This is a genomic window from Sporocytophaga myxococcoides DSM 11118 (genome assembly GCF_000426725.1).
GTDB classification, from domain to species: domain Bacteria; phylum Bacteroidota; class Bacteroidia; order Cytophagales; family Cytophagaceae; genus Sporocytophaga; species Sporocytophaga myxococcoides.
This window is the reverse complement of sequence record NZ_AUFX01000014.1, coordinates 16,319-37,292: the sequence shown is the minus strand read 5'-3', so window position 1 is coordinate 37,292 and position 20,974 is coordinate 16,319. Positions and strand designations below refer to the sequence as shown.

At 36.0% G+C, this 20,974-nt stretch carries 17 protein-coding genes; all 17 read right to left on the bottom strand.

Features of this window, described 5'->3' with window-relative positions; translation table 11 throughout:
• Window positions 1-33: 33 nt before the first annotated feature.
• From K350_RS29310 to K350_RS0116970, 17 genes are read right to left on the bottom strand one after another with little or no spacing between them, the layout of a single operon-like run.
• Entirely contained in the window at window positions 34-3,747 is a 3,714-nt protein-coding gene (locus K350_RS29310) for a sensor histidine kinase (RefSeq protein ID WP_028980937.1), read from the bottom strand.
• Window positions 3,748-3,787: 40 nt separating this feature from the next.
• The gene (locus K350_RS29305) at window positions 3,788-4,066 is read right to left on the bottom strand and encodes a hypothetical protein (RefSeq protein ID WP_037576222.1); all 279 of its coding nucleotides are present in this window, start codon (window positions 4,064-4,066) and stop codon (window positions 3,788-3,790) included.
• A 13-nt stretch (window positions 4,067-4,079) separates the two neighbouring features.
• On the bottom strand, window positions 4,080-4,682 hold the full coding sequence (locus tag K350_RS0117040; protein WP_028980936.1) for a DUF420 domain-containing protein: 603 nt from the start codon (window positions 4,680-4,682) through the stop codon (window positions 4,080-4,082).
• Window positions 4,666-5,328: an SCO family protein gene (locus tag K350_RS0117035; protein WP_028980935.1), complete on the bottom strand. Its 663-nt coding sequence runs from the start codon at window positions 5,326-5,328 to the stop codon at window positions 4,666-4,668. Before K350_RS0117035 ends, K350_RS0117040 begins: the two co-directional genes overlap by 17 nt.
• A 7-nt stretch (window positions 5,329-5,335) precedes the next feature.
• Window positions 5,336-5,701, bottom strand: coding sequence for a cytochrome C oxidase subunit IV family protein (locus K350_RS0117030; protein ID WP_028980934.1), 366 nt, complete (start codon window positions 5,699-5,701; stop codon window positions 5,336-5,338).
• A 27-nt stretch (window positions 5,702-5,728) separates the two neighbouring features.
• Window positions 5,729-6,472, bottom strand: coding sequence for a cytochrome c oxidase subunit 3 (locus K350_RS0117025; protein WP_028980933.1), 744 nt, complete (start codon window positions 6,470-6,472; stop codon window positions 5,729-5,731).
• Window positions 6,473-6,492: 20 nt separating this feature from the next.
• A complete protein-coding gene (locus K350_RS0117020) occupies window positions 6,493-7,089 on the bottom strand; it encodes a cytochrome c oxidase subunit 3 (protein WP_028980932.1) in 597 nt (198 codons plus the stop codon).
• Between the two features lie 8 nt (window positions 7,090-7,097).
• On the bottom strand, window positions 7,098-7,991 hold the full coding sequence (gene cyoE / locus K350_RS0117015; RefSeq protein WP_051313243.1) for a heme o synthase: 894 nt from the start codon (window positions 7,989-7,991) through the stop codon (window positions 7,098-7,100).
• A 1-nt stretch (window position 7,992) separates the two neighbouring features.
• Entirely contained in the window at window positions 7,993-8,979 is a 987-nt protein-coding gene (locus K350_RS29300) for a COX15/CtaA family protein (protein WP_051313241.1), read from the bottom strand.
• Window positions 8,969-10,816, bottom strand: coding sequence for a cytochrome c oxidase subunit I (locus K350_RS29295; RefSeq protein WP_037576188.1), 1,848 nt, complete (start codon window positions 10,814-10,816; stop codon window positions 8,969-8,971). The genes K350_RS29300 and K350_RS29295 overlap by 11 nt, the downstream gene beginning before the upstream one ends.
• Window positions 10,817-10,840: 24 nt before the next feature.
• Window positions 10,841-11,965 (bottom strand): cytochrome c oxidase subunit II, encoded by a 1,125-nt coding sequence (locus K350_RS29290; protein WP_081671048.1) that lies wholly within the window; start codon window positions 11,963-11,965, stop codon window positions 10,841-10,843.
• Between the two features lie 36 nt (window positions 11,966-12,001).
• On the bottom strand, window positions 12,002-13,405 hold the full coding sequence (locus tag K350_RS0116995; protein ID WP_028980930.1) for a DUF4779 domain-containing protein: 1,404 nt from the start codon (window positions 13,403-13,405) through the stop codon (window positions 12,002-12,004).
• 20 nt (window positions 13,406-13,425) lie between these two features.
• Window positions 13,426-14,088, bottom strand: coding sequence for a c-type cytochrome (locus K350_RS29285; protein ID WP_081671047.1), 663 nt, complete (start codon window positions 14,086-14,088; stop codon window positions 13,426-13,428).
• Between the two features lie 14 nt (window positions 14,089-14,102).
• Window positions 14,103-14,639 carry a DUF3341 domain-containing protein gene (locus K350_RS0116985; RefSeq protein ID WP_028980929.1) on the bottom strand — a complete coding sequence of 179 codons (537 nt, stop codon included), beginning with the start codon at window positions 14,637-14,639 and terminating at the stop codon, window positions 14,103-14,105.
• 5 nt (window positions 14,640-14,644) lie between these two features.
• Complete coding sequence (gene nrfD, locus K350_RS0116980) at window positions 14,645-16,012, bottom strand: NrfD/PsrC family molybdoenzyme membrane anchor subunit (RefSeq protein WP_028980928.1); 1,368 nt, start codon at window positions 16,010-16,012, stop codon at window positions 14,645-14,647.
• Window positions 16,013-16,047: 35 nt separating this feature from the next.
• Window positions 16,048-19,215, bottom strand: a complete 3,168-nt coding sequence (locus K350_RS0116975) for a TAT-variant-translocated molybdopterin oxidoreductase (RefSeq protein WP_028980927.1) — start codon at window positions 19,213-19,215, stop codon at window positions 16,048-16,050.
• A gap of 37 nt (window positions 19,216-19,252) precedes the next feature.
• Window positions 19,253-20,518: a c-type cytochrome gene (locus K350_RS0116970; RefSeq protein WP_245598669.1), complete on the bottom strand. Its 1,266-nt coding sequence runs from the start codon at window positions 20,516-20,518 to the stop codon at window positions 19,253-19,255.
• Between the last annotated feature and the right edge of the window lie 456 nt (window positions 20,519-20,974).

Here is a 20,974-nt window from a genome sequence, read left to right as displayed (position 1 = left end):
TAACATGTTAGCTATGCTCTTGAAAATTTCAGATCAATGAATTAATGGCAATTCAATAAAAAATGAAGTCCCGACTCCGTCCTCAGTTGTAAACCAGATTTTGCCTCCTGCATGTTCGACTCCTTTTTTTGCAACCGCAAGACCGATACCCGATCCACTGAATTTAGTGCTAAAGTTAGGTATAAATACTTTACTTCTCACAGATTCAGGAATTCCGGAACCGTTATCACGGATTTCAATTAAAAGATTTGAATCCTCCTCACTGAAAATCACTTTAATATGAGGTTTACGCTCATAAGGCACAGACTGAATTCCATTCAGAATCAAGTTAGTAAAAATACTATTCATTGCCTGTTCATCACCTATGACATAGTATTTCCCTGCCTCCTTAAAAATTTCAACGACGGCATCTTTGCTATTGTTGTACAGGTTTACCACACTTTCTGCAATTCCGAACACTTCAATCCTTTCTGATTTAGGATTAGGCATTTTAGCAAATGAAGAAAATGAAGTAGCTATTTCATTCAGATTGTTTATCTGATCCAAAAGGGTGTTTAGACTTTTCTGTGTAACAGCCTTCCCATTATCCGCCTCATCCTTCAGCATCCTTTGAAGATGCTGAATCGTAAGCTTCATTGGAGTAAGCGGATTTTTAATTTCATGTGCAACCTGCTTTGCCATTTCTCTCCAGGCAGACTCTTTTTCACTTCTGGAAAGTAAACGTTTACTGTCTTCCAGCTTTACTAGCATTTCATTATACTCACCAACCAGGAGACCAATTTCATCCTTGGATTTCCATTCCAGAGGTTCATTTTCTTCACCAAAAGATGTACGACGAATTCTGTGCGTAATAATTTTCAAAGGATTTGTCAGAATGTGGCTTACGAAATAGGATAATGCAATAAAGACAATAAAGATTGTAACAAATATGTTGATAGTAGTTGTCAATACTTCAATTACCTGCTTCTCTAACTCTGCTTTTGATTCAAAGAAAGGTATACTCAGAATTCCCAATAAATTTCCGGTTTCAAAAGAACGGATAGCTACATATACATTTTTATAGTTAAGCTTTCCGACGGATTCAGTAAGCATTACCACATTTTTCCTGGTTTCTATGATTCCTGAATACGCTTTCGGATTCATCATTTCAGAAACAATTCCGGCATTATAGATAGCGGGCTGACTGGATATAAGTAATTTTCCCCCGTTATTAAAAATATTGATATCAGACTCAGTAAACTGACCTACCTGTAGCACAGTACTCTCCAGTTTTTCCTTTTTTGAAATATCCTTTTTATACCCCTCTAGGTAAACTGAAATATTACCACTTATGCTTTCAGCTTTTTTGATAAAAGCTTTATTAAGATTTTCTCTGTAGGTATTACTGATAATACTCAGTGTAATAACACTCACAATAAACAGTGGCAGGAAAAAGGCAATATTCAGGTAAATCTGGATTTTTGCCGATAAACTCATGGTATCTTTCTTAAACCTGAACAGAACAGCATATCCCACTATAAATAGAAGTATACTTACAATAAGCGTAAGGAACAGAAATGAAAAATTAGAGAATATATCTGCATATGCATATTCCGGAGAAGAGACCACTATGATCTTTCCGTTACCCGGCCTGAACGCCAAATGGTGGAAGCCTTTTAGCTTAACACCCTCGTTATAAATTCTTTTATTCGAAAGGTTAATTACAGAGAGGTTTTTATCATAATTAAAATTACCGGAACTATATAACAAGGCACTGTCAGAAAATACCGCATAATGATAGTTCTTGTTATCAAAGTTTTCAAAGACTTTTTTGTCAAGGAAAAGCTCAGGATACACGCTATTGGGAATGATCCTTCTGTGCTTTAATTCAATAATGATATACCCAATGATGATATCATTTTTCTCAATTTCATTAAAGCATATATACCTTCTGAACCCATCCTTCAGATTTTCCTTTTGAAAATAAATATTCTTGTACTCTGTTCGGTGCTGACCTTTTTTCAATTCGGATAACACTTCAAAGTAGTTGGCATAATATGATTTTTTCTCAAAGACGTCGCCGGACGCATCGAATACAGAAACTGATACATCATATTTATCAAAATAATTGGACAGGTAGATCTTCTTGATCTTTTGCTCAATAATTTCTTTAGAGGAAAAAGGGGTAACAAGCCTGCTTTTGATAAAGATATCTTCCTTTATTTTTTTAGATGCATCTGACAAAAGGTACTCACCCAATACATCATTATCTATGACCAACTGGGATGCAAATTTCTGTTTTCTTATTACCTCTTTCTCTTCCTGAGTCACATAGATAGAAACTGCAGCAGTAAAGGCAGACAGCAATCCGGCAAATATCAGATAGATATAAGTTCCGTAACGGAATCTGATAAATTGCCTTGGTAACTTAAGGAATGAAATAACTAATATATAGACTAGACAAGCAAGGCTTACCGATATAGAAACCCCACCAAGAATGAAATAGGAAAATACTGAAAATAGAACCCAGGCAATGATACTAGCCCATATAATTTTCAAAAGCTGATTATCGCAGAAGAACTGTAATATCCTTACAAGCAAATGCAGCAATAAAAACAGGTTTATCGAAGCAAAAACGAAAGCAACTATCGATGATATCCTGAAAAAGCCAAAATTAATATCTGTAGTAATATCAATCGACCATGTTGAGTTCAATGATATTGCTCTTAAAATGAAAAAAAACTGATGCTGAATCAATAATGCAATAAAGATTAATATTACTGAAAATGCTTTTCTGAAAATTCCGGAAAGGTTATTTGCCTTTTGTAAAAATCTTGAACGATGGTAGTTTATAAATACAAAAAGCCCGGTCAGAAAAAGGAAAATAAAATTCAGCAATAAGTCACCAAGTGAAGGAGACAAAATAGATGAAGCGAAGTACTTTGGATTGAACAGGCCAAAATCCGACAAAAATGAAGGATAATTTAAGAATAGCATTGCAATTCTTATCACCAATAGGTTGAAGACAAGAATTATCGTAGCAATATCAAAATTTTTTTCCGAAATTTTTAATGCCACCCGGTAAATGGCAGTAACAAGCGAAGCCAAAGCCAGAAAGCTAAGGACTATATACGTAAATAAAAGTGAACTACTCTTGATTTTATTGATTTCAAAAAACTCAATAGAAAACAGGAATTCTTTCTGAGGAGAATGTATATTCAGATCAGGGTCGCTGGCAGGATTTGCGAGAACACGGACATTATTATCATTGATGATAGGTTTAAATGCAACCATATCATTGAATGTCGCCGGTTGATTGATATATGCCCTTACAGGAGTTAAAAAATAAACTTCAAAAACATCCTTTTCCGTTACTAATTTCTTTTGTGAGACAAGGTATTTCCCTGTCTTTTGAAATAACACTTTTTCCGAATACTCCCCTTTCACGTGATCATATTCAGGAACAAACCTAAAGTCAGACCAGTAAATAAGTTGCTTATTTTTGAAAATGTAATAAGGGTAATCAGATGGTATATTTAAGCTCGAAAATGAATATCTCGACTTATTCTCAAGTGTTTTAAATAGCAGCTCTGATGATTTTTGGTTCTTCTGTAGGAAAAGATCAATTTGTCCGGAAATAGCTTTTACAATCTTCTTTTTGTTGATTGTTTCACTGCTATTGTTAAAAAAATTCCAGGTTACTAATGATAATAGAAAAAACAGGAGGGATAAAAATAGAAATATGTTCTTTCTTAAAAGATTTTTCAAGGTATCAATCGTAAGAGGTATACATTAAAATAACGAAGATTTATTTGGCAAATTTTGATTTGATTTTGTCAAGTAACTGCTGCTTTTCGCTATTCTTTTTGCTGTTTTTATACCAGAAAAAAGCGATAAAACTTCCGATAATGTATGGAACACTCATCAGGTATAAAATTCCTTTATTCAATCCCTGCCCTATCCCTTGTCCGGATTCCACATTATCTTTAATTGTAGCTTTACACATAGCACATTGAGCCAATAGATCAGTTGATCCGGCCATTATTACTACAAAAACAAGCATCAAAACAAAGATCACCTTTTTCATATTGACAGAATTATTAAGCTCCATAATAAGGACTAATCATTAAATAAACTATAACCCCAGTAACTGCTACATACAACCAGATTGGAAATGTCCATTTTACAACTTTCACATGTTTTGAAAACTGATTGGATATTCCAAAGTATATAGCAAATAAAACAAAGGGCACAACTACAGCTGCCAATATAATATGAGGAACAAGAATCAGTATATAAATAGTTCTCCAAATACCTACAGCAGACTTTTCAGCAATATCCAAAACACCATCATGGTTAATATCTCCATAAATAGTATGAGGCCCTTGGTAATGATAAATTACATACGAAATAAGAAAAAGACTTGAAAGACAAAATGCCACCATCATCGCCATTCTGTGTAGCCTTGCATCTTTTTTAAATTTGATAAAGTAAAACCCTGATAAGAGAGCAATAGTGGTGCAAGTGTTTAAAACTGCATTAAGGTGGGGTAAAAAAGAAACATCCAAATCTCCCAGCTTACCTGTTTGGGGTAGGTAAAATAGCACAGAAACCAATACAGGTACGGCTACTGACAATATGCCTATGATAATCAAATAGAGATTATCTTTTTTTTCAATAACTGGATTAATTTGAGTATTCATATTGCAGAACTTGTATTTCAGTAATTAAGCGGTCAACTTCTTCAGAATCCGTTCCATCATAATAGCCCCTGATCCTTCCATCTTTATCTACCAGCACGAGTTTCTCACTGTGAATAAATTCAAGAGGTCTGTCTCGGTCTTCCATAGCCGTAATGAAAAAGCCCTTTTGAGCGAGTGCATAAATAGAATCTTTACGTCCGGTAAGGAAATTCCATTTTTCAGGAATTGCTCCATATTTCAGTGCATAAGACTTCAATACAGATACAGTATCATATTCAGGATCTACAGTAAGGGATAGAATCTGAAATTGAGGTTCTTGTTTAAATTTTTCCTGAACCCTGATCAACTGGTTGGTCATTTGAGGGCAAATTCCAGGGCACCTTGAAAAGAAAAAATCCACAACAAGAATCTTTCCTTTGAATTTCTCTCTTTTAATTTCCACTCCATCCTGATTTCTAAATGAAAAATCAGGAATTTCATGCGCTTCTGTTATAGTATATTGTCCTTTATCATTTAAAACAGAGTCTGTTGCAAAAAAAACAGGTAGTTTATAATGATTTTTCCCAAAGAACTTAAAATACTGAAAAAGAAAAACCGGTATTACCAGAAGTAAAACTAGTATACCGGTTTTAATAATTTTATTCATTATCTGATTATTTAGCTAAACCAGCGTACCATTGCCAAAGATTTCTGAAATACAATATTGCATTTCCTTCAACTAATAGAGCTACTACTAACCAAACGATAAAAAGCGTTGGTATTACAATTGACCAGATTAAAGTTTTCGCTTCATATTTAAGGTGCATAAATTCTCCTACGATGTAGAAAGATTTTACGAATGTTAATAGAACGAATATTGAAGTAAGCAATGAACCTCTTTCCATTGTAAATGCCAGTAAGAATTCTATAGCCGTTACAACCGCAAGGATAAGAGCCGTCATCCAGATTTTCTTGATTTTCTCTTTATCCTTTGGAAGAACCTGAGGAGCATGTGCTGTAGTATGATGACCGTGTCCCATAATTTTATATCAACTTAAATATTTAAATTAAACCAGATAGAAGAAAGTAAATACAAACACCCAAACAAGGTCTACAAAGTGCCAGTAAAGACCAACTTTCTCAACCATTTCGTAATGTCCAACTCTTTCATAAGTTCCAATAGCCACATTATAGAATACTATCATATTGATGATAACACCGCTCAATACGTGAGTACCGTGGAAGCCTGTAATAAAGAAGAATAAATCAGCGAATAAAGTAGGGCCATATTCGTTATGGTGAAGATTAGCTCCGAAGAACGTAGTTCCGTCTGCTAACATTCTACCTTTGTCACCAACTATGAAAATTGTCCACTCCCAAGCCTGGCAACCTAAAAAGGCAGCACCACCTATAATTGTCCAAAGCATCCATTTTAATACTTCTTCTTTATCCATTCTATGACCAGCTTCAACAGCAAGAACCATTGTAACACTACTCATGATGAGGATAAATGTCATAATTCCCACAAATACTAGAGGATATGGATTATGAGTAAAAGGAATGTGCGTAAACACTTTTTCAGGTACTGGCCAATAACTTCCTGATGGTACGAAATCAGCTATTTTCCCAGTATAAGCATTATGTGCAAACCTACTTAAACCGTAAGTAATTAATAATCCTGAAAAGCTTAAAGCATCAGAAAGGAGGAAAAACCACATCATCAGCTTTCCGTAACTTGCTCTAAGGGGTTCAGCACCTCCACCCCACAAACTTCTTTTTTCTTTTTCGTCAATGACTGCTGTTGTTGCCATGTTGTTATTTTTATGAAAAATTAATGGTTAAGTAATAAAAATCCAAACAAATATATCCAAAGTCCACCAAGGAAATGCCAATACGTTGTACAGCATTCTATTACAAGCATGCTCTTTGAATGAACTTTATATTTGAAACTTTGAGCAAACACAACCCAAAGGAAGATTACTGCAGAAATCAGGTGCAAACCATGCAAACCTGTCAATACATACAGAAATGAACCAGAAGGGTTACTGCCCTTTCCTCCGAAGAAAACATTAATTTCTACTAGATCTCCCCAGGCATAAAACTGGCCTACCAAAAAGGCTAATCCTAAAAGACTGGTAATTAACAAGTATAACTTAGTATTCTCAAGGCTATCTTTTTTAGCAGCAAAATATGCAAACTGCATTGTTATTGAACTAACTACTATAATAACAGAGTTAAGCCAGAAAATTGAAGGGAGTTGAAACTCCAACCAACCTCCATCTGCCCTCCTCACAATATACGCGCTTGTTAATGCAGCGAATATCATCAATACCGTCACAAGGAAAAGCCAGAAAGCGAACTTTTTCGGATTCATTGACAGCGGCTTCTGAGGCTCGCTCGATTGTAAATTTAATTCGTGTTGACTCATATTTTTAACTATACCTTATCCAAAACAAAAGCAATTTGTACTATTGGCAAATAAAGGAAAGATCCAAACATAATCAGCAATGCTGCTTTTTTGGTACACTCCTTCATTAAATAAAAGGTTTGAGCCAGAAATAAGATTCCCGCAATTAAAGTTACAATTGCTGAAGTTATTCCAGTCATACCTAAAAAATAAGGCATAAACCCTAACGGGATTAAGAATAAAGTATAAATCATTATTTGAAATGCAGTCTCGGATGTTCTTCCTCCTGCATTTGGTAATAATCTGATACCTGCTTTCTGATAATCTTCATCCAAAACCCAGGCAATGGCCCAGTAATGTGGAAGTTGCCAGAAAAACTGAATTCCAAATAAGATGCCTGGCTCCCAACCAAACTTATCCGTTGCTGCAATCCAGCCAATCATTGGAGGCAATGCTCCAGGAATGGCACCAACAAAAACAGCAAGTGGGGTTTTAGTTTTTAAAGGAGTATAAGCAAAGGCATATAATACTAATGAAGAAAAACCTAAAATAGCGGTTTTAAAATTGAAGAATTCACTAAAGAGGAAAATTGACAAGGCACCCAAAACTGATGCTAGAAATATTGCTTCAGGAACACTTACATTACCAGTAGGGACTGGACGACTTTTGGTACGATCCATTAATTTGTCAGAGTCCTTCTCATAGACCTGATTCAGAATATTACTTGCTCCTGTAAGACACATTCCTGCAAGGGCAAATATCCCAAATAATGACCAATCGATCGATTTTCCTCCACCCAATATGTACCCCATACCAGCAGAAAAAACTACTGTAAGGGAAAGACGGAATTTTAATAATCTAAAATATTCTTTAGACTTAAATCCCACCAGGTGAAGAATATTTAATCTACTTACTGACTGCATTTTAATAATTCAATTTCGTTTTCATCTTAAAACCTTCCAGATTCACATTTATTATTGTAAATACGAAAAACAGTATACCGAAAACTATTGTCGCTAATAATAAATGTAATGGTTGAAGGTATGGTGGTAAGCTGAAAACAGCTAATGCTATACCTGCAAGTGTCTCTACCAGTAAACAGTAGAATACCACAGACACAGACTTAATAATCACTTTATTCTCAATAATCTTTTTAAATCCAAAGAACAAATATGCTGACAAGAGCAATAATACATAACCGATGACTCTATGGAACAAAAACACCTTCCCTAAACTATCAATCCAAAGTTCTCTATTCGAATTGTTATTTTTCACAATAATCAGATCAATTTCTTCTCTAACCTGAGTACCTACTGAAATCTGTAGGAATGTCAAAATCAAAAGAAACACAACCAGAAAATTAAATTTGGAATGTACAGGACCTTTAAAGTAGGTAAAGCGTTGTGGAAATGTTTTTATTAAAATCCAAATCAGTAAGCCTACAATAATCAAAGAACCGCCCATATGTATTGTAACCATTATCGGAGCTAAATTTGATGATACTACCATCTTTCCGAGCCAGGCTTCGAAACCGATCAGAAATAGGGTCAACAAACTTAATGCAAACAGGCTCCAGTCTTTTTTTATCAATGGAACAGAAAAGCTAACAACCAACAGCATCAAAAAGCCAACTACAGCACCCATTAGCCTATTTATATACTCAATCCAGGTTTTAACCGGATTAAACTCTGCTTCAAAACCGTGAACTTTATAACGCTCCTTATAATCTAAGGGAAGTTCACTGATATGGGTTGGAGGAATATAATTTCCAAAACATTTGGGCCAGTCGGGACATCCCATACCTGAACCTGTACTTCTCACTATTCCTCCAGCCAATATCAATAAATAGACCGAGATTAAAGTAACCAAAGTTACCTTACCGAATCTTTTATAATCTGAATTATTTTCCATGGGTAATCCCAGCCTCAGCTACCATTTGCTCATTCTCATGAGGGAAATTAGATCCCTTTGTTTCTGAGAATGGCACGTTCTGAGGTATGAAATCATCTTCAGCTCCAGGCTTACTATAATCGTATGCCCATCTGTAAACTGTAGGTATAGCCCCTGGCCAGTTACCGTGACCTGGTTCAACCGGTGTAGTCCACTCAAGCGTATTAGATCTCCAAGGATTTTCAGTGGCTCTTCTACCTTTGAATATGCTGAAGAAGAAATTGAATAAGAATATAAACTGAGCCGCAAAAGTTACAATTGCAGCAATAGTAATAATCTGAGTCAAGTCAGTAAAGCTCTGAGTAAAATCAAATCCAGTGAATGAATAGTATCTTCTTGGGAAACCTGCAATACCAATGTAGTGCATTGGGAAAAACACCATGTAAACACCAATAAATGTAATCCAGAAATGCACATATCCTAGTTTCTCATCCATCATTCTTCCGAACATTTTAGGGAACCAGTGATAAACACCAGCTAGCATACCAAAGAAAGAAGCGCTACCCATTACAATGTGAAAGTGAGCTACTACGAAATAAGTATCGTGTAATTGAATATCTGCTGCAGAGTTACCTAAAACAATACCAGTCAAACCTCCGGAAATAAAGAATGACACCAGACCAATTGAGAACAACATTGCAGGAGTGAATATGATATTACCTCTCCAAAGTGTTGTAATATAGTTAAAAGCCTTTACTGCAGAAGGAACTGCAATAATCAGTGTAAGGAACATGAATATTGATCCCAGGAATGGATTCATACCTGAAATAAACATGTGGTGTGCCCAAACGATGAATGATAAGAAGGCGATAGCCAACATAGAACCAATCATAGCTTTATATCCGAAAATTGGTTTTCTAGAATTTGTAGCTACAATCTCAGAAGTGATACCAAGTGCCGGAAGCAATACTATATAAACTTCAGGGTGACCTAGGAACCAGAATAAATGCTGGAACAATACAGGACTACCACCTTCAAAAGACAAAGCCTGACCGGCAATATAAATATCAGAAAGGAAGAAGCTTGTACCGAAAGTTCTATCGAAAATCAATAATAAAGCTGCAGAAAATAATACAGGAAAAGATAACAAACCAATGATTGCAGTAATGAAAAATGCCCAGATAGTAAGCGGCATTCTTAAAAATGACATACCATTAGTTCTTAAGTTAATGACAGTTGTGATATAGTTCAAACCTCCTAATAAAGTTGAAACTATAAACAATGCCATACTGATCAACCACATTGTCATACCAAGCCCAGAACCAGAAATTGCCTGAGGTAATGCACTCAAAGGAGGATATACAGTCCATCCTCCACCAGCAGGACCAGTTTCTATAAATAAACTTAGCAACATTATAACACCAGAAACAAAGAAGAACCAGTAAGATAACATGTTCAGGAATCCTGAAGCCATATCTCTTGCTCCTATTTGTAATGGAATAAGGAAGTTACTGAAAGTACCACTCAAACCTGCAGTCAATACAAAGAATACCATTATAGTTCCGTGCATTGTAACAAGTGCCAGGTAGAATTCAGGGTCTAATTTTCCATTTTGGATCCATCCGCCCAATAAAGGCTTCAACCAGTCAAAATTAGCATCCGGATAAGCTAACTGAAGTCTGAAAAGTAATGATAAACCGCCTCCGATAATTGCCCAGATAATACCTGAAATCAGATATTGTTTGGCAATAACCTTGTGATCTTCGCTAAATACATACTTTTTAATCCAAGGTAAATCATGGTGATCATGTTCGTGATCATCATGATGGTCGTGCAAATGACTTTCGGCTACAGACATATTATTAGAAAATATTTTTCGATTTTAGTGAGAATTTAATGAAACGCTAGTATTGTTAGATACTGTATCTGCTGCAGCTGGAGCTGGAGTAGAGGTGGTATCTGCTTTTGGTGCAGCAGCAGGTACTGGAGGTGCAGGATATAATCCTTTGCTTTTTTCATCAACCTTGGTTAAAATATACTCAAGATTAGATTCAGACCATGGCTTCTGAGCTGCAAACCATGTCTCATATTCCTCAGGCTCCTCTACAACAATAATATATCTCATTGCAAAGTGGCCTCTTCCACATACCTCAGTACATGCGATTTCATAATTGAATTTAGGGTTTCCAAGCTCATCCCTCATTTCCTGAGTTGTTTTAGTTGGAGTGAACCAAAATTTAGTCGGAAGCCCTGGAACAGCATCCATTTTTAATCTAAAGTGTGGAGCAAAAACACTATGAATAACATCTCTTGCTCTAATTTTAAACAATACTGGCTGTCCTTTTGGAATATGAATTTCACTCGGTAAAAAATCATCCTTTGTATTAGGATCATTCAAATTCATTCCCATTTCATTGGTAGCATCTATTAATTTAAAATTGTAACCCCCAAACTTTTTATCCTTACCAGGATACCTTACTTGCCATGCAAATTGTTTTCCCATGATTTCAACCACCTCTGCATTTTCAGGTGCAGGTCTTGTAATTGAAGACCACTCTTTCCATCCAAAATAAACCAGGATAGCCATTACTATAGCAGGAATTACAGTCCAAATAATTTCTAATTTGTGATTATCTGGATAGAAATATGCTTTTCTCTCTTCTTTGAATTGGTATTTAAATACAAAAGAAAACAAGAAAATATTTGTACCAATAAAAGCAATTATCAGAATAGCCATTGTAATCCAGAACATTTGGTCTGTTCTTACACCATGTTCAGAAACTGCCTTTGGAAGGAAGAACTTTGATGCTGGTACAGAATACCAGATAAACAATGCTGTAGAAACCACGAAGAAAGCAAGTAGTAAAAATGCATTAACTTTATTGCTTGTTCCTACTCTCCTGGAATTAGCTCCCCTGACAATATCAATGAAGGTCTGAATCCTGAAGACCAGGAAAAGAATAGCAAGGATAAGAACCGCAGCTATGCTTATATATAATCCTAACATTTTATCTTAATTTATTAATTACAGTTAAATTCCTAATTAAACTACGTGATGGTGAATACTTTCTTCAAGCATTGGATGGTTTTTGGCAACTAACGATGCTTTTGACAATCCAGTCATTATCAAGAAAATAAATATACTTCCGAATACTAATGCCAATCCTAATTCTATAAACAAGAAATTTGCATCCAAACCACCCTCATGTTTTAAAATTGGAGGAGTTAACATTATATAGAAATCCAACCAATGACCTATAATAATTGCTACTGCAACTACCTTTAGTATTATCCTTTGTCTTTTTGCATCTCTCGTCATTAAAACAAGGAAAGGGAAAAGGAAATTAACTATTAAATTGATAAAGAATATAGGACTATAAATATCATTCTTTAATCTTTCAACATAATAATATGATTCTTCTGGAATGTTTGCATAATAAATGAGCAAGAACTGAGCGAACCAGATATATGTCCAGAAAATACTGAAAGCAAACATGAACTTACCTAAATCATGGAAATGATTTTCATTTACGAATGATAGGTAACCCGCTTCTTTAAGCGATACAGTAATGTAGGTAATGAAGGCAAGACCTGTCACAAACCAGCTGGCAAGTACATACCATCCAAACATTGTGCTGAAGAAGTGAGGATCAGCAGACATAACCCAATCCCAAGCAGAAGTTGATGAAGTTACTCCCCAGATGATAAGGAATATTGCAGACCAGAATATACTGCTGTCATGATATTTCAAATCAGCATTTAAATCTTCATTTAAAGAATTAGTTCTTAATTTAAACCATACTAAAAACCAAAGAATGAAGTATGCGAATAATCTGAAAATATAAAATCCTTTTCCTAAATACCAGGTTTTACTTGCAATGATAGGATCATACTCTGGATTTGGAGTCTTACCATCTGCTAAAAAAGGATTATACAATCCATCATGATACCAGTGAAACAAGTCTTGTTTGAATAAAAAGAAAAGAGTAATTGTAGATATTGCAGCAAATGGAATATAATATCCGAATGCCTCTGGAACCCTCTTTATTGCTGCAGACCAGCCCGCCTGAGCTATATAATTAAATGCGATAAAGAATACACCTATAACAGCGATACCAGTAAAGAAAACACTGTTATGCCAAAGGTTTTTAATTACTCTTAATGCAATACCAGTTGCACCGTGATGTCCACCTTCTGCATGCTCGCCACCTTCATGATGCTCAGCTCCTGCTTGGTCATGTGCAGTTGCTTCATGTCCACCATGCTGTTGAGCTGAAGCTGCTACTGTTTCTTTAGAATGATTGGCTCCATGAGCTTCTTCATGCCCGTGATTTCTTGAGCCTATTACAAATATTCCTATTAGGGCCAATACAAGACCGACCACAAAGGTTGTTATAATTTTCTTTTTAGCCCCGCTTGTAAATTCAAATTTTTCTTCGACTACCATGAGTTAAAAATTTAATGTGTTTATTGTTGCGCTTCAGCTTTTTGTAAATTTTCTTTTACGTAAGAAACAATTTTCCAACGTTCTTCCTGGTTTAACTGACTACCGTGAGCTCCCATTCTACCTTTACCCCAAGTGATCACATGGAAAATGTGTCCTGGAGTTGCATCCTTTACAGACCCCGTAGTTAAATTAGCTACACCTTTGAAAGCATCATTTACAGGTCCATCCCCCTGCCCTGTTTCTCCATGACAGTGAGCGCAAAATTTAGCGTAAAGAATTTTTCCGTCTTCAATTGTTTTATCATTAACCTTTAATGGATTCACAAGTGTCCTTGCAGCATAATCAAGACAATCTTTAGGAAGACGATACGGTAAAAAACCATCATTATTAAACCTAACTGTATGAGCAGCTGGGTCTCTCATGTTCATTTTATGAGGATTATAAGGGTTAGAGTTAAAAAACTCTCCTGTATCACTATCATTAGAGTTTAACCATAAACCAGCCTCGGTATCAGTGATCTGAGTTAATGGTTCATAAGCAAGTGAATGATACATGTTTGGTGCAAACTCAACATTGGGTTTCTCATGCGTTCCTATGTTCTCAAACTTCTTCTGATCAACGCAAGAAGAGAAGATAACAGTAAGAATTAAAAATATATATGTGTATTTATAAGCGTTTCTCATGTCCGAAAATAATATTAATGATTTTCAACAATTTTAGAATTTACTTCAGATGCTCCTGTCTGTTTGAATAAATTGGTAAGAGCGACTTTATCCATCTTATTTTTATCCAGATCAATAACAATAAGAAATTTATCATCTGTACTTCTTCCGTCAAACATGAACGGGTCATGCCCCCAAGGTTTAAGATTGCTGATAATCAAGAAAGTTGCTACCATTCCTAATGATGCTAAAAGTATTGTTAGCTCAAAAGTAACTGGTATAAAGTGAGGAAGTGGAATATATGGTTTACCTCCGATATCCATAGGCCAGTCATAGCCCATAGTTCCAATAGTTAGTAATAAAGCGCAGATTGTTCCGGTTAATCCAAATAGAAACGCTGCAATCGGAAGGTTAGATGGCTTATAACCTAAAGCATCATCCAAACCGTGTACAGGAAATGGTGTATAAGCCTCCTGAATTTTAACTCCAGATGATCTTAATGTGCCAACCGCATCCATCAGTACATCCTCGTCGTTAAATACTCCTATTATATAGTTTGTGCTTTTTGACATATTCCTTATTTAGTATCTTTTTTTGCAGATGATGATTTAATTATTGCCTTTACCTCAGCCATGTTTACAACAGGGAAAAACTTAGCAAATAACAAGAAGAGTGTAAAGAACAGACCAAAAGTGAACAAGTAATCACCGATATCATAAAGAGTAGGTGAAAAATATGCCCAGCTAGAAGGTATGAAGTCTCTTGAGAGTGAAGTCGCTATGATTACAAAACGCTCGAACCACATTCCAATATTTACTACTATTGAGAGAAGGAATGTCCATGCGATACTTCTTCTTACTGTTCTGAACCAGAAAAGCTGAGGAGAAATTACGTTACAAGTCATCATTGACCAGTATGCCCACCAATAGTCATCCCCGAACGCTCTGTTGATGAATGTATAACTTTCGTATGGAACGTGAGAATACCATGCAATAAAAAACTCAGATAAATATGCAATACCCACGATTGATCCAGTCAATACAATAACTTTATTCATTGACTCCATATGCTCAACAGTAATGTAATCTTCAAGTCTGAATACCACTCTTGTAATTAACATAAGGGTCAATACCATTGCAAATCCTGAAAAGATTGCACCAGCAACGAAGTAAGGAGGGAAAATTGTTGCGTGCCAACCAGGTATTACTGAAGTTGCAAAGTCCATACTAACGATTGTGTGAACCGATAATACAAGCGGAGTAGAACAACCTGCAAGCACTAAGCTGACAGCCTCATATCTTTGCCATGCTTTTGCAGAACCGTCCCATCCTAAACTTAGAGCACCATAAGCAACTCTTCTAACTCCTGTTGCTCTTTCTCTGATTGTAGCAAAATCAGGAACCAGACCGATGTACCAGAATACAAGCGAAACAGTGAAATATGTACTGATTGCAAACACGTCCCATACAAGTGGTGAGTTAAAGTTTACCCATAGTGATCCAAAAGCATTAGGCAGAGGAAGTGCCCAATATGCAAGCCATGGTCTACCCATGTGCGCTACAATAAAACTTGCAGCACAAATAACTGCAAAAATTGTCATAGCTTCTGCTGCTCTGTTAATTGAGGTTCTCCATTTTTGTCTGAATAACAAAAGGATCGCGGAAATCAATGTTCCTGCGTGACCAATACCAACCCACCATACGAAGTTGGTGATATCCCAAGCCCAACCAATAGTTTTGTTCAATCCCCACATTCCAATTCCTTCATACCAGGTCGTCCATAAACAATATGAACCATAACAAAGTGTGATAACAGAAAGTGTGAACGCCATGATCCACAATTTTGTAGGTTTATTTTCTACGTGCCTGCTTATATCCTGAGTAACATCAGAGACAGTTTTGCCCCCTGTTACCAGAGGCGGTCTTACGGGCGAAGTAACTTGCATATTTTTTATATTAAAAATCTGTAATAGGTTCTAAATTAAGAGTTTCTGATTTTAGTTAGATACAAAATGTTGGGTTGAACATTAAGCTCTTCAAGGACTGCATATGATCTTTCTGCATTCTCCACAACATTGTCTTTGTGAAGTCTGCTTTCAGAATCATTTCTGTCTCCAAATATAATTGCATCTGTAGGACATGCTGAAGCACAAGCAGTAACGATTTCTCCATCAATTGGTCTTCTCTTCTCCATCTTAGCTTTAAGCTTTCCTTCTTGAATTCTCTGTACACAGAAAGAGCATTTTTCCATAACTCCTCTTGATCTTACAGTTACATCAGGATTCAACACCATTCTACCAAGGAAGTTGTTCATGCTGACGTTCTTGTCAAAATCCTCGTTTTCAAAATATTTAAACCAGTTAAATCTTCTTACTTTATATGGGCAGTTATTTGCACAGTATCTGGTTCCGATACATCTGTTGTAGGTCATTTGATTCAGACCTTCGCTGCTGTGGGTTGTTGCAGCAACAGGGCAAACTGACTCGCAAGGTGCGTGGTTACACTGCTGACATAACATTGGCTGGAATGTTACAGTCGGATTCTCGGCAGCTATTTCAAGGTCTTTAACTCCTGATTCACTTTCAAAATACTCACCTGTTTTATCTGTTTCTGCATCACTGCTGTAGTAACGATCGATACGAATCCAGTGCATCTCTCTCCTGTTCAACACCTCTTTTCTACCAACTACAGGAACGTTATTTTCAGACTGACAAGCTACAACGCAAGCTCCACAACCAATACATGAGTTGAGGTCAATACTCATTCCCCATAAATGGTTAGGCTTCTCATGCTCATACCATGTAGTAATTTCGGTAGGTTTCTTTTCTCCATACAGGTTTGTATGAATCATCGGCTTGAATCTTCCCGCACCAGCATCTTTTTGATATTCAGCTAAGCTAGCGTCCTGAATAATTGGACGGGCCATAACTGTATGGTGAGTCTGGGTTTGAGCTATTTTTCTCTCATCACCGGTTTTAGCGAATGTTACTACACCTGCATTCAAATCAAGTCTGCCACCTTTAACTTTAATTAAAGGATAAGCATTCTTTCCTACTTCGTTTCCACATTTTCCAGCTTTAGTTCTTCCATATCCCAGAGCTAAAGAAGCAGTATTGTTTGCCTGACCTGGTTGAATCAATACTGGAACTTCAATTCCTGTATTCTTTCCATCAACTGTAAGTGCGACTACATCGCCTTGAGTAATATCCATCTCGTTAGCCATCTTTTTAGGAATGGCTAGATAGTTATCCCAAGTTGCTTTAGAAACAGGATCCGGTAATTCATGTAGCCATGGATTATTTCCTGCTGAGAGTGAACCTGATCCTAATCCTACTTTATAATAAAGACTAAGCTCTATGCCTGAATTAGTTTTATAAGTTCTGTTGATATTATCTTCTACTTCACTGAGATTAACATTAGGAGTAGATGATCCTCCTGTGTGAAATGCTCCGACAGCTGCAGTATCAGAGATAGCTGCATAAGCTTCTGTTTCACTATGACCAGGTGTAACATGCAATTCAGAAGTTTTTCCTGCAGAATATAAACCATCATGTAAGGTTTTATCCCACAATTCCTGGAAGTTGCCTCCTGTTAATCTTGATTTCCAGCTATTTTCAAGGTAAGTATAGTAATCCGTTTTGTTACCTGACCAGATCAGAAGCGACTCCTGAGCAGCTCTGTTACCTTTGAATATCGGAGTAATTGTAGGCTGAGTCAAGCTAAAAAATCCTTTTTTAGGTTCAGCATCATTCCATGACTCAAGGAAATGAAGATCTGGACAAACGTAGTCAACTTCAGATGAAGTCTCATCCATACGATCATTAAAAGAAATTTTCAATGAAATTTTCTTTAATGCTTCTTTTAGCTCCTCTCCTTTTGGATGATCATAAACAGGGTTAGCTCCATAGAAAATAACTGCTCCAACTTGACCTGATTTAGCATCATCAATAAACTTAAGGATTGCTTCATCGCTTCCTTGTTTTTGGAAAGATGGAGTAGTTACATCAATAGTTTTACCGTAATTGCCTAATTCACTATTGATTTTATTTACCAAAAGCTGCACATATGGATCGTTTGATCCGCTTACAACTAATGATTTTCCTTTTGCCTTTAAAAGATCTGCCGCTGCTTTTTTAATTACTTCATGGTTTGGAGCTTTAGTGCTTAATCCACCAAATCCAAGTGCATTGTATAAAGCTGCAACATATAGTCCTTCTTCAGAAGGTTTGATAGGTAATCTTGTATCAGCATTACAACCGGTAAGCGATAAATTGCTTTCGATTTGATAATGCTTACTCATTGTTTTCTTATGAGCACTTAATTTTCTTGTTTTAGAATATTGCTTAGCATATTCTATCGGAGAAATCCATGATCCAAGGAAATCGGCGCCAAAGCTTACTATTACATCTGCCGCAGCAAAATTATAAGAAGGGATTATTCTCTGACCAAGAGATATTTCATTTGCTTTAAGGATACCTTCTGCAGAAAGAACATCATACATAACATGTTCAGTTGCAGGGTATTTTGCCTTAAATTCTTCGATTACTTTTTTAGTTGTAGGGCTTAAAATTGTCTGAGATACAATTTTAATTGATTTACCTGAAGCCTGAGCTGCAGCTAATTTATCTTTTATTTTTCTGTCAAGAGGAGCATATTCTGCTATAGACTTAACTTTTACAGCTTTGCCATTCTCAACAAAGAATTCTAATCTTTCAGTATCGTATAAACTTAGAACAGAAGCCTGTACTCTGGCACTTGTTCCGCCCATTGTAACTGGAGAAAGTTTGTTTCCTTCAATTTTAATAGGTCTGCCTTCTCTTGTTTTTACTAAGATGCTGCAATATTCGCCACCTTCTTGGTATGTAGAAGCATACCAGTTTGCTATTCCTGGATCAACGTCAACAGGCTTATTTACATATGGAATAACTTTTTTTACAGGAGCCTCGCAAGCAGCAAGGGAAACTGCAGCAACACTAAAGCCTAATAGTTTCAAAAAATCTCTTCTGTCAGGAGCATCAGAAGCATCACTGCTTCCTTTTTCCTTTACAGATAAAAATTCAGGGAACTCATTATGCGCATGCTTTAAAAATTCTGGATCGTTGGATAATTCCTCAATTCCTTTCCAGTATTTTTTATTGTTATCTTTCATAAGAATCTATATAAAATGAATTAGGCTTCTAAATTGATTAATAGTGACATTTTGCACACTCAAGACCTCCGTTTTCAGCAACTTTCAACGGACCTTTCTTAGAATGAAGCTCAAGGAGCTTGTCATAATAAGCATTGTCTTTTCCGTTCACCGCAGTCTCTCTGTGGCAATTGATGCACCATCCCATTGTTAAAGGTGAGTGCTGTCTTACAACTTCCATGGTATCGATCTGACCGTGACATGTCTTACATTCTATACCACCCACTTTCACGTGTTGGGCATGGTTGAAGTAAGCAAGATCAGGAAGGTTGTGTACTCTTACCCATTTCACAGGCTTATTTGAATTGTAAGCGTCAATAACTTTTGCAATTCCATCCTGACCGAATCTTGGACCGCTCTTAATTTGAGAGTGGCAGTTCATACAGATATTCAAAGATGGGATGTTTGCTTGTTTACCTTTAGTTACTCCAGTGTGGCAATAGTTACAATCGATTTTGTACTGACCAGCGTGAAGTTTATGAGAGAATGGTATTGGCTGTATTGGAGCATAGCCTTGATCTACACCTACATAGAACATGTTGTTCCAGCAAGCTCTGAGTGCTAAGGAAACAAAGATGATACCTACTATAGAAAGGAATCCTTTGCTTTTTATTACTTTTAGTATATCAAATTTTTGATTTACTATTTCTCTGTCAGATTCTGCAAGTTTTTCTTCTTTGTCTTTCAGGTATCTTTTCAATACCGAAAGAAATACAACTAACATTACAAGAACTAGAACTAGAACGATGATGATAAGGATAAGGATTATGCCAGAATATTCGCCTTCTCCTTTAGATTTATCCTCTGGCTGATTTGGATCTGTAGTTGTCGTTGGCCCAGGGGTAACTTTAGCTTTTCCACCTTCATCTACAATATATGCTACAATACTTTTAATCTGATCCTCTGAAAGTTCAGGGAAAGATTTCATTTCAGTTTTGTTGTATTTGTTGAAAAGCTCAACAGCATACGGATCTCCACTTGCAATTACTTTCTGTGAATTGTGAACGAAGTTTACAATCCAGGCGATTGGTCTTCTTTTGTTCACATCTTTCAGCGCAGGCCCAACAACTACGTCATTGACAGCGTGACAAGCCTTACAATTTGCTTCAAACAACTTTGCACCTTCAGCTACCTTTGCTGGATCGGCTCCTGCTGCGCCCGCAGCCGGTTTCTCCTGACCATTCGATGGCAAACTGACAAAAAGTGAAAGAAAAAGTAATAACAAAGTAATCGCCGAGCGATTGATGGTATTGGTTAAGGACATGTTAAAATTAGTTTTATCCGTTAATTTGGGCATACTCTTTATAAAGTCGCACAAATCTAGTATGGGAATTGAATTTATCAAAAATGTTTTTAGAGCAATTTTAGGGAAAATATAACCTTACCAAGCTTTCCAATAAAATACCACTGAATATCAATTAATTACATTTTAAAAACCCAAAAAATGGTCATAATTTAGAATGATTTTAAATAACTTTTTTCCACAAAAAATACTAAACTTTGTGGACAATTCATTTTAAAAGTTTATAAATCAAATAATTACCCCAAAACAAGTACTTTTAATAACTAAACCTCATGATTTCAACCTATTATGATTTTTAACTTCAGATGTTAACATCTTCAAAATCTTACCTATTCCTTACATGATTCTAAAAAAATGTGAATAAGTTTTTTTAGCTCAAAATGTAAAATTTGATCTTCGTCATCTTTTTCTTTTTTT

What these genes read in the sequence shown, in the direction of transcription:
- K350_RS0116985 (WP_028980929.1), bottom strand. Translation starts at nt 14,639, where the DNA reads ATGTCAAAAAGCACAAACTATATAATAGGAGTATTTAACGACGAGGAT.
- K350_RS0117030 (WP_028980934.1), bottom strand. Translation starts at nt 5,701, where the DNA reads ATGGGACACGGTCATCATACTACAGCACATGCTCCTCAGGTTCTTCCA.
- K350_RS29285 (WP_081671047.1), bottom strand. Translation starts at nt 14,088, where the DNA reads ATGAGAAACGCTTATAAATACACATATATATTTTTAATTCTTACTGTT.
- K350_RS0117035 (WP_028980935.1), bottom strand. Translation starts at nt 5,328, where the DNA reads ATGAATAAAATTATTAAAACCGGTATACTAGTTTTACTTCTGGTAATA.
- K350_RS0117020 (WP_028980932.1), bottom strand. Translation starts at nt 7,089, where the DNA reads ATGAGTCAACACGAATTAAATTTACAATCGAGCGAGCCTCAGAAGCCG.
- K350_RS29295 (WP_037576188.1), bottom strand. Translation starts at nt 10,816, where the DNA reads ATGTCTGTAGCCGAAAGTCATTTGCACGACCATCATGATGATCACGAA.
- nrfD (WP_028980928.1), bottom strand. Translation starts at nt 16,012, where the DNA reads ATGCAAGTTACTTCGCCCGTAAGACCGCCTCTGGTAACAGGGGGCAAA.
- K350_RS29305 (WP_037576222.1), bottom strand. Translation starts at nt 4,066, where the DNA reads ATGAAAAAGGTGATCTTTGTTTTGATGCTTGTTTTTGTAGTAATAATG.
- K350_RS29290 (WP_081671048.1), bottom strand. Translation starts at nt 11,965, where the DNA reads ATGTTAGGATTATATATAAGCATAGCTGCGGTTCTTATCCTTGCTATT.
- K350_RS0116970 (WP_245598669.1), bottom strand. Translation starts at nt 20,518, where the DNA reads ATGTCCTTAACCAATACCATCAATCGCTCGGCGATTACTTTGTTATTA.
- K350_RS29300 (WP_051313241.1), bottom strand. Translation starts at nt 8,979, where the DNA reads ATGGAAAATAATTCAGATTATAAAAGATTCGGTAAGGTAACTTTGGTT.
- cyoE (WP_051313243.1), bottom strand. Translation starts at nt 7,991, where the DNA reads ATGCAGTCAGTAAGTAGATTAAATATTCTTCACCTGGTGGGATTTAAG.
- K350_RS0116975 (WP_028980927.1), bottom strand. Translation starts at nt 19,215, where the DNA reads ATGAAAGATAACAATAAAAAATACTGGAAAGGAATTGAGGAATTATCC.
- K350_RS0116995 (WP_028980930.1), bottom strand. Translation starts at nt 13,405, where the DNA reads ATGGTAGTCGAAGAAAAATTTGAATTTACAAGCGGGGCTAAAAAGAAA.
- K350_RS0117025 (WP_028980933.1), bottom strand. Translation starts at nt 6,472, where the DNA reads ATGGCAACAACAGCAGTCATTGACGAAAAAGAAAAAAGAAGTTTGTGG.
- K350_RS0117040 (WP_028980936.1), bottom strand. Translation starts at nt 4,682, where the DNA reads ATGAATACTCAAATTAATCCAGTTATTGAAAAAAAAGATAATCTCTAT.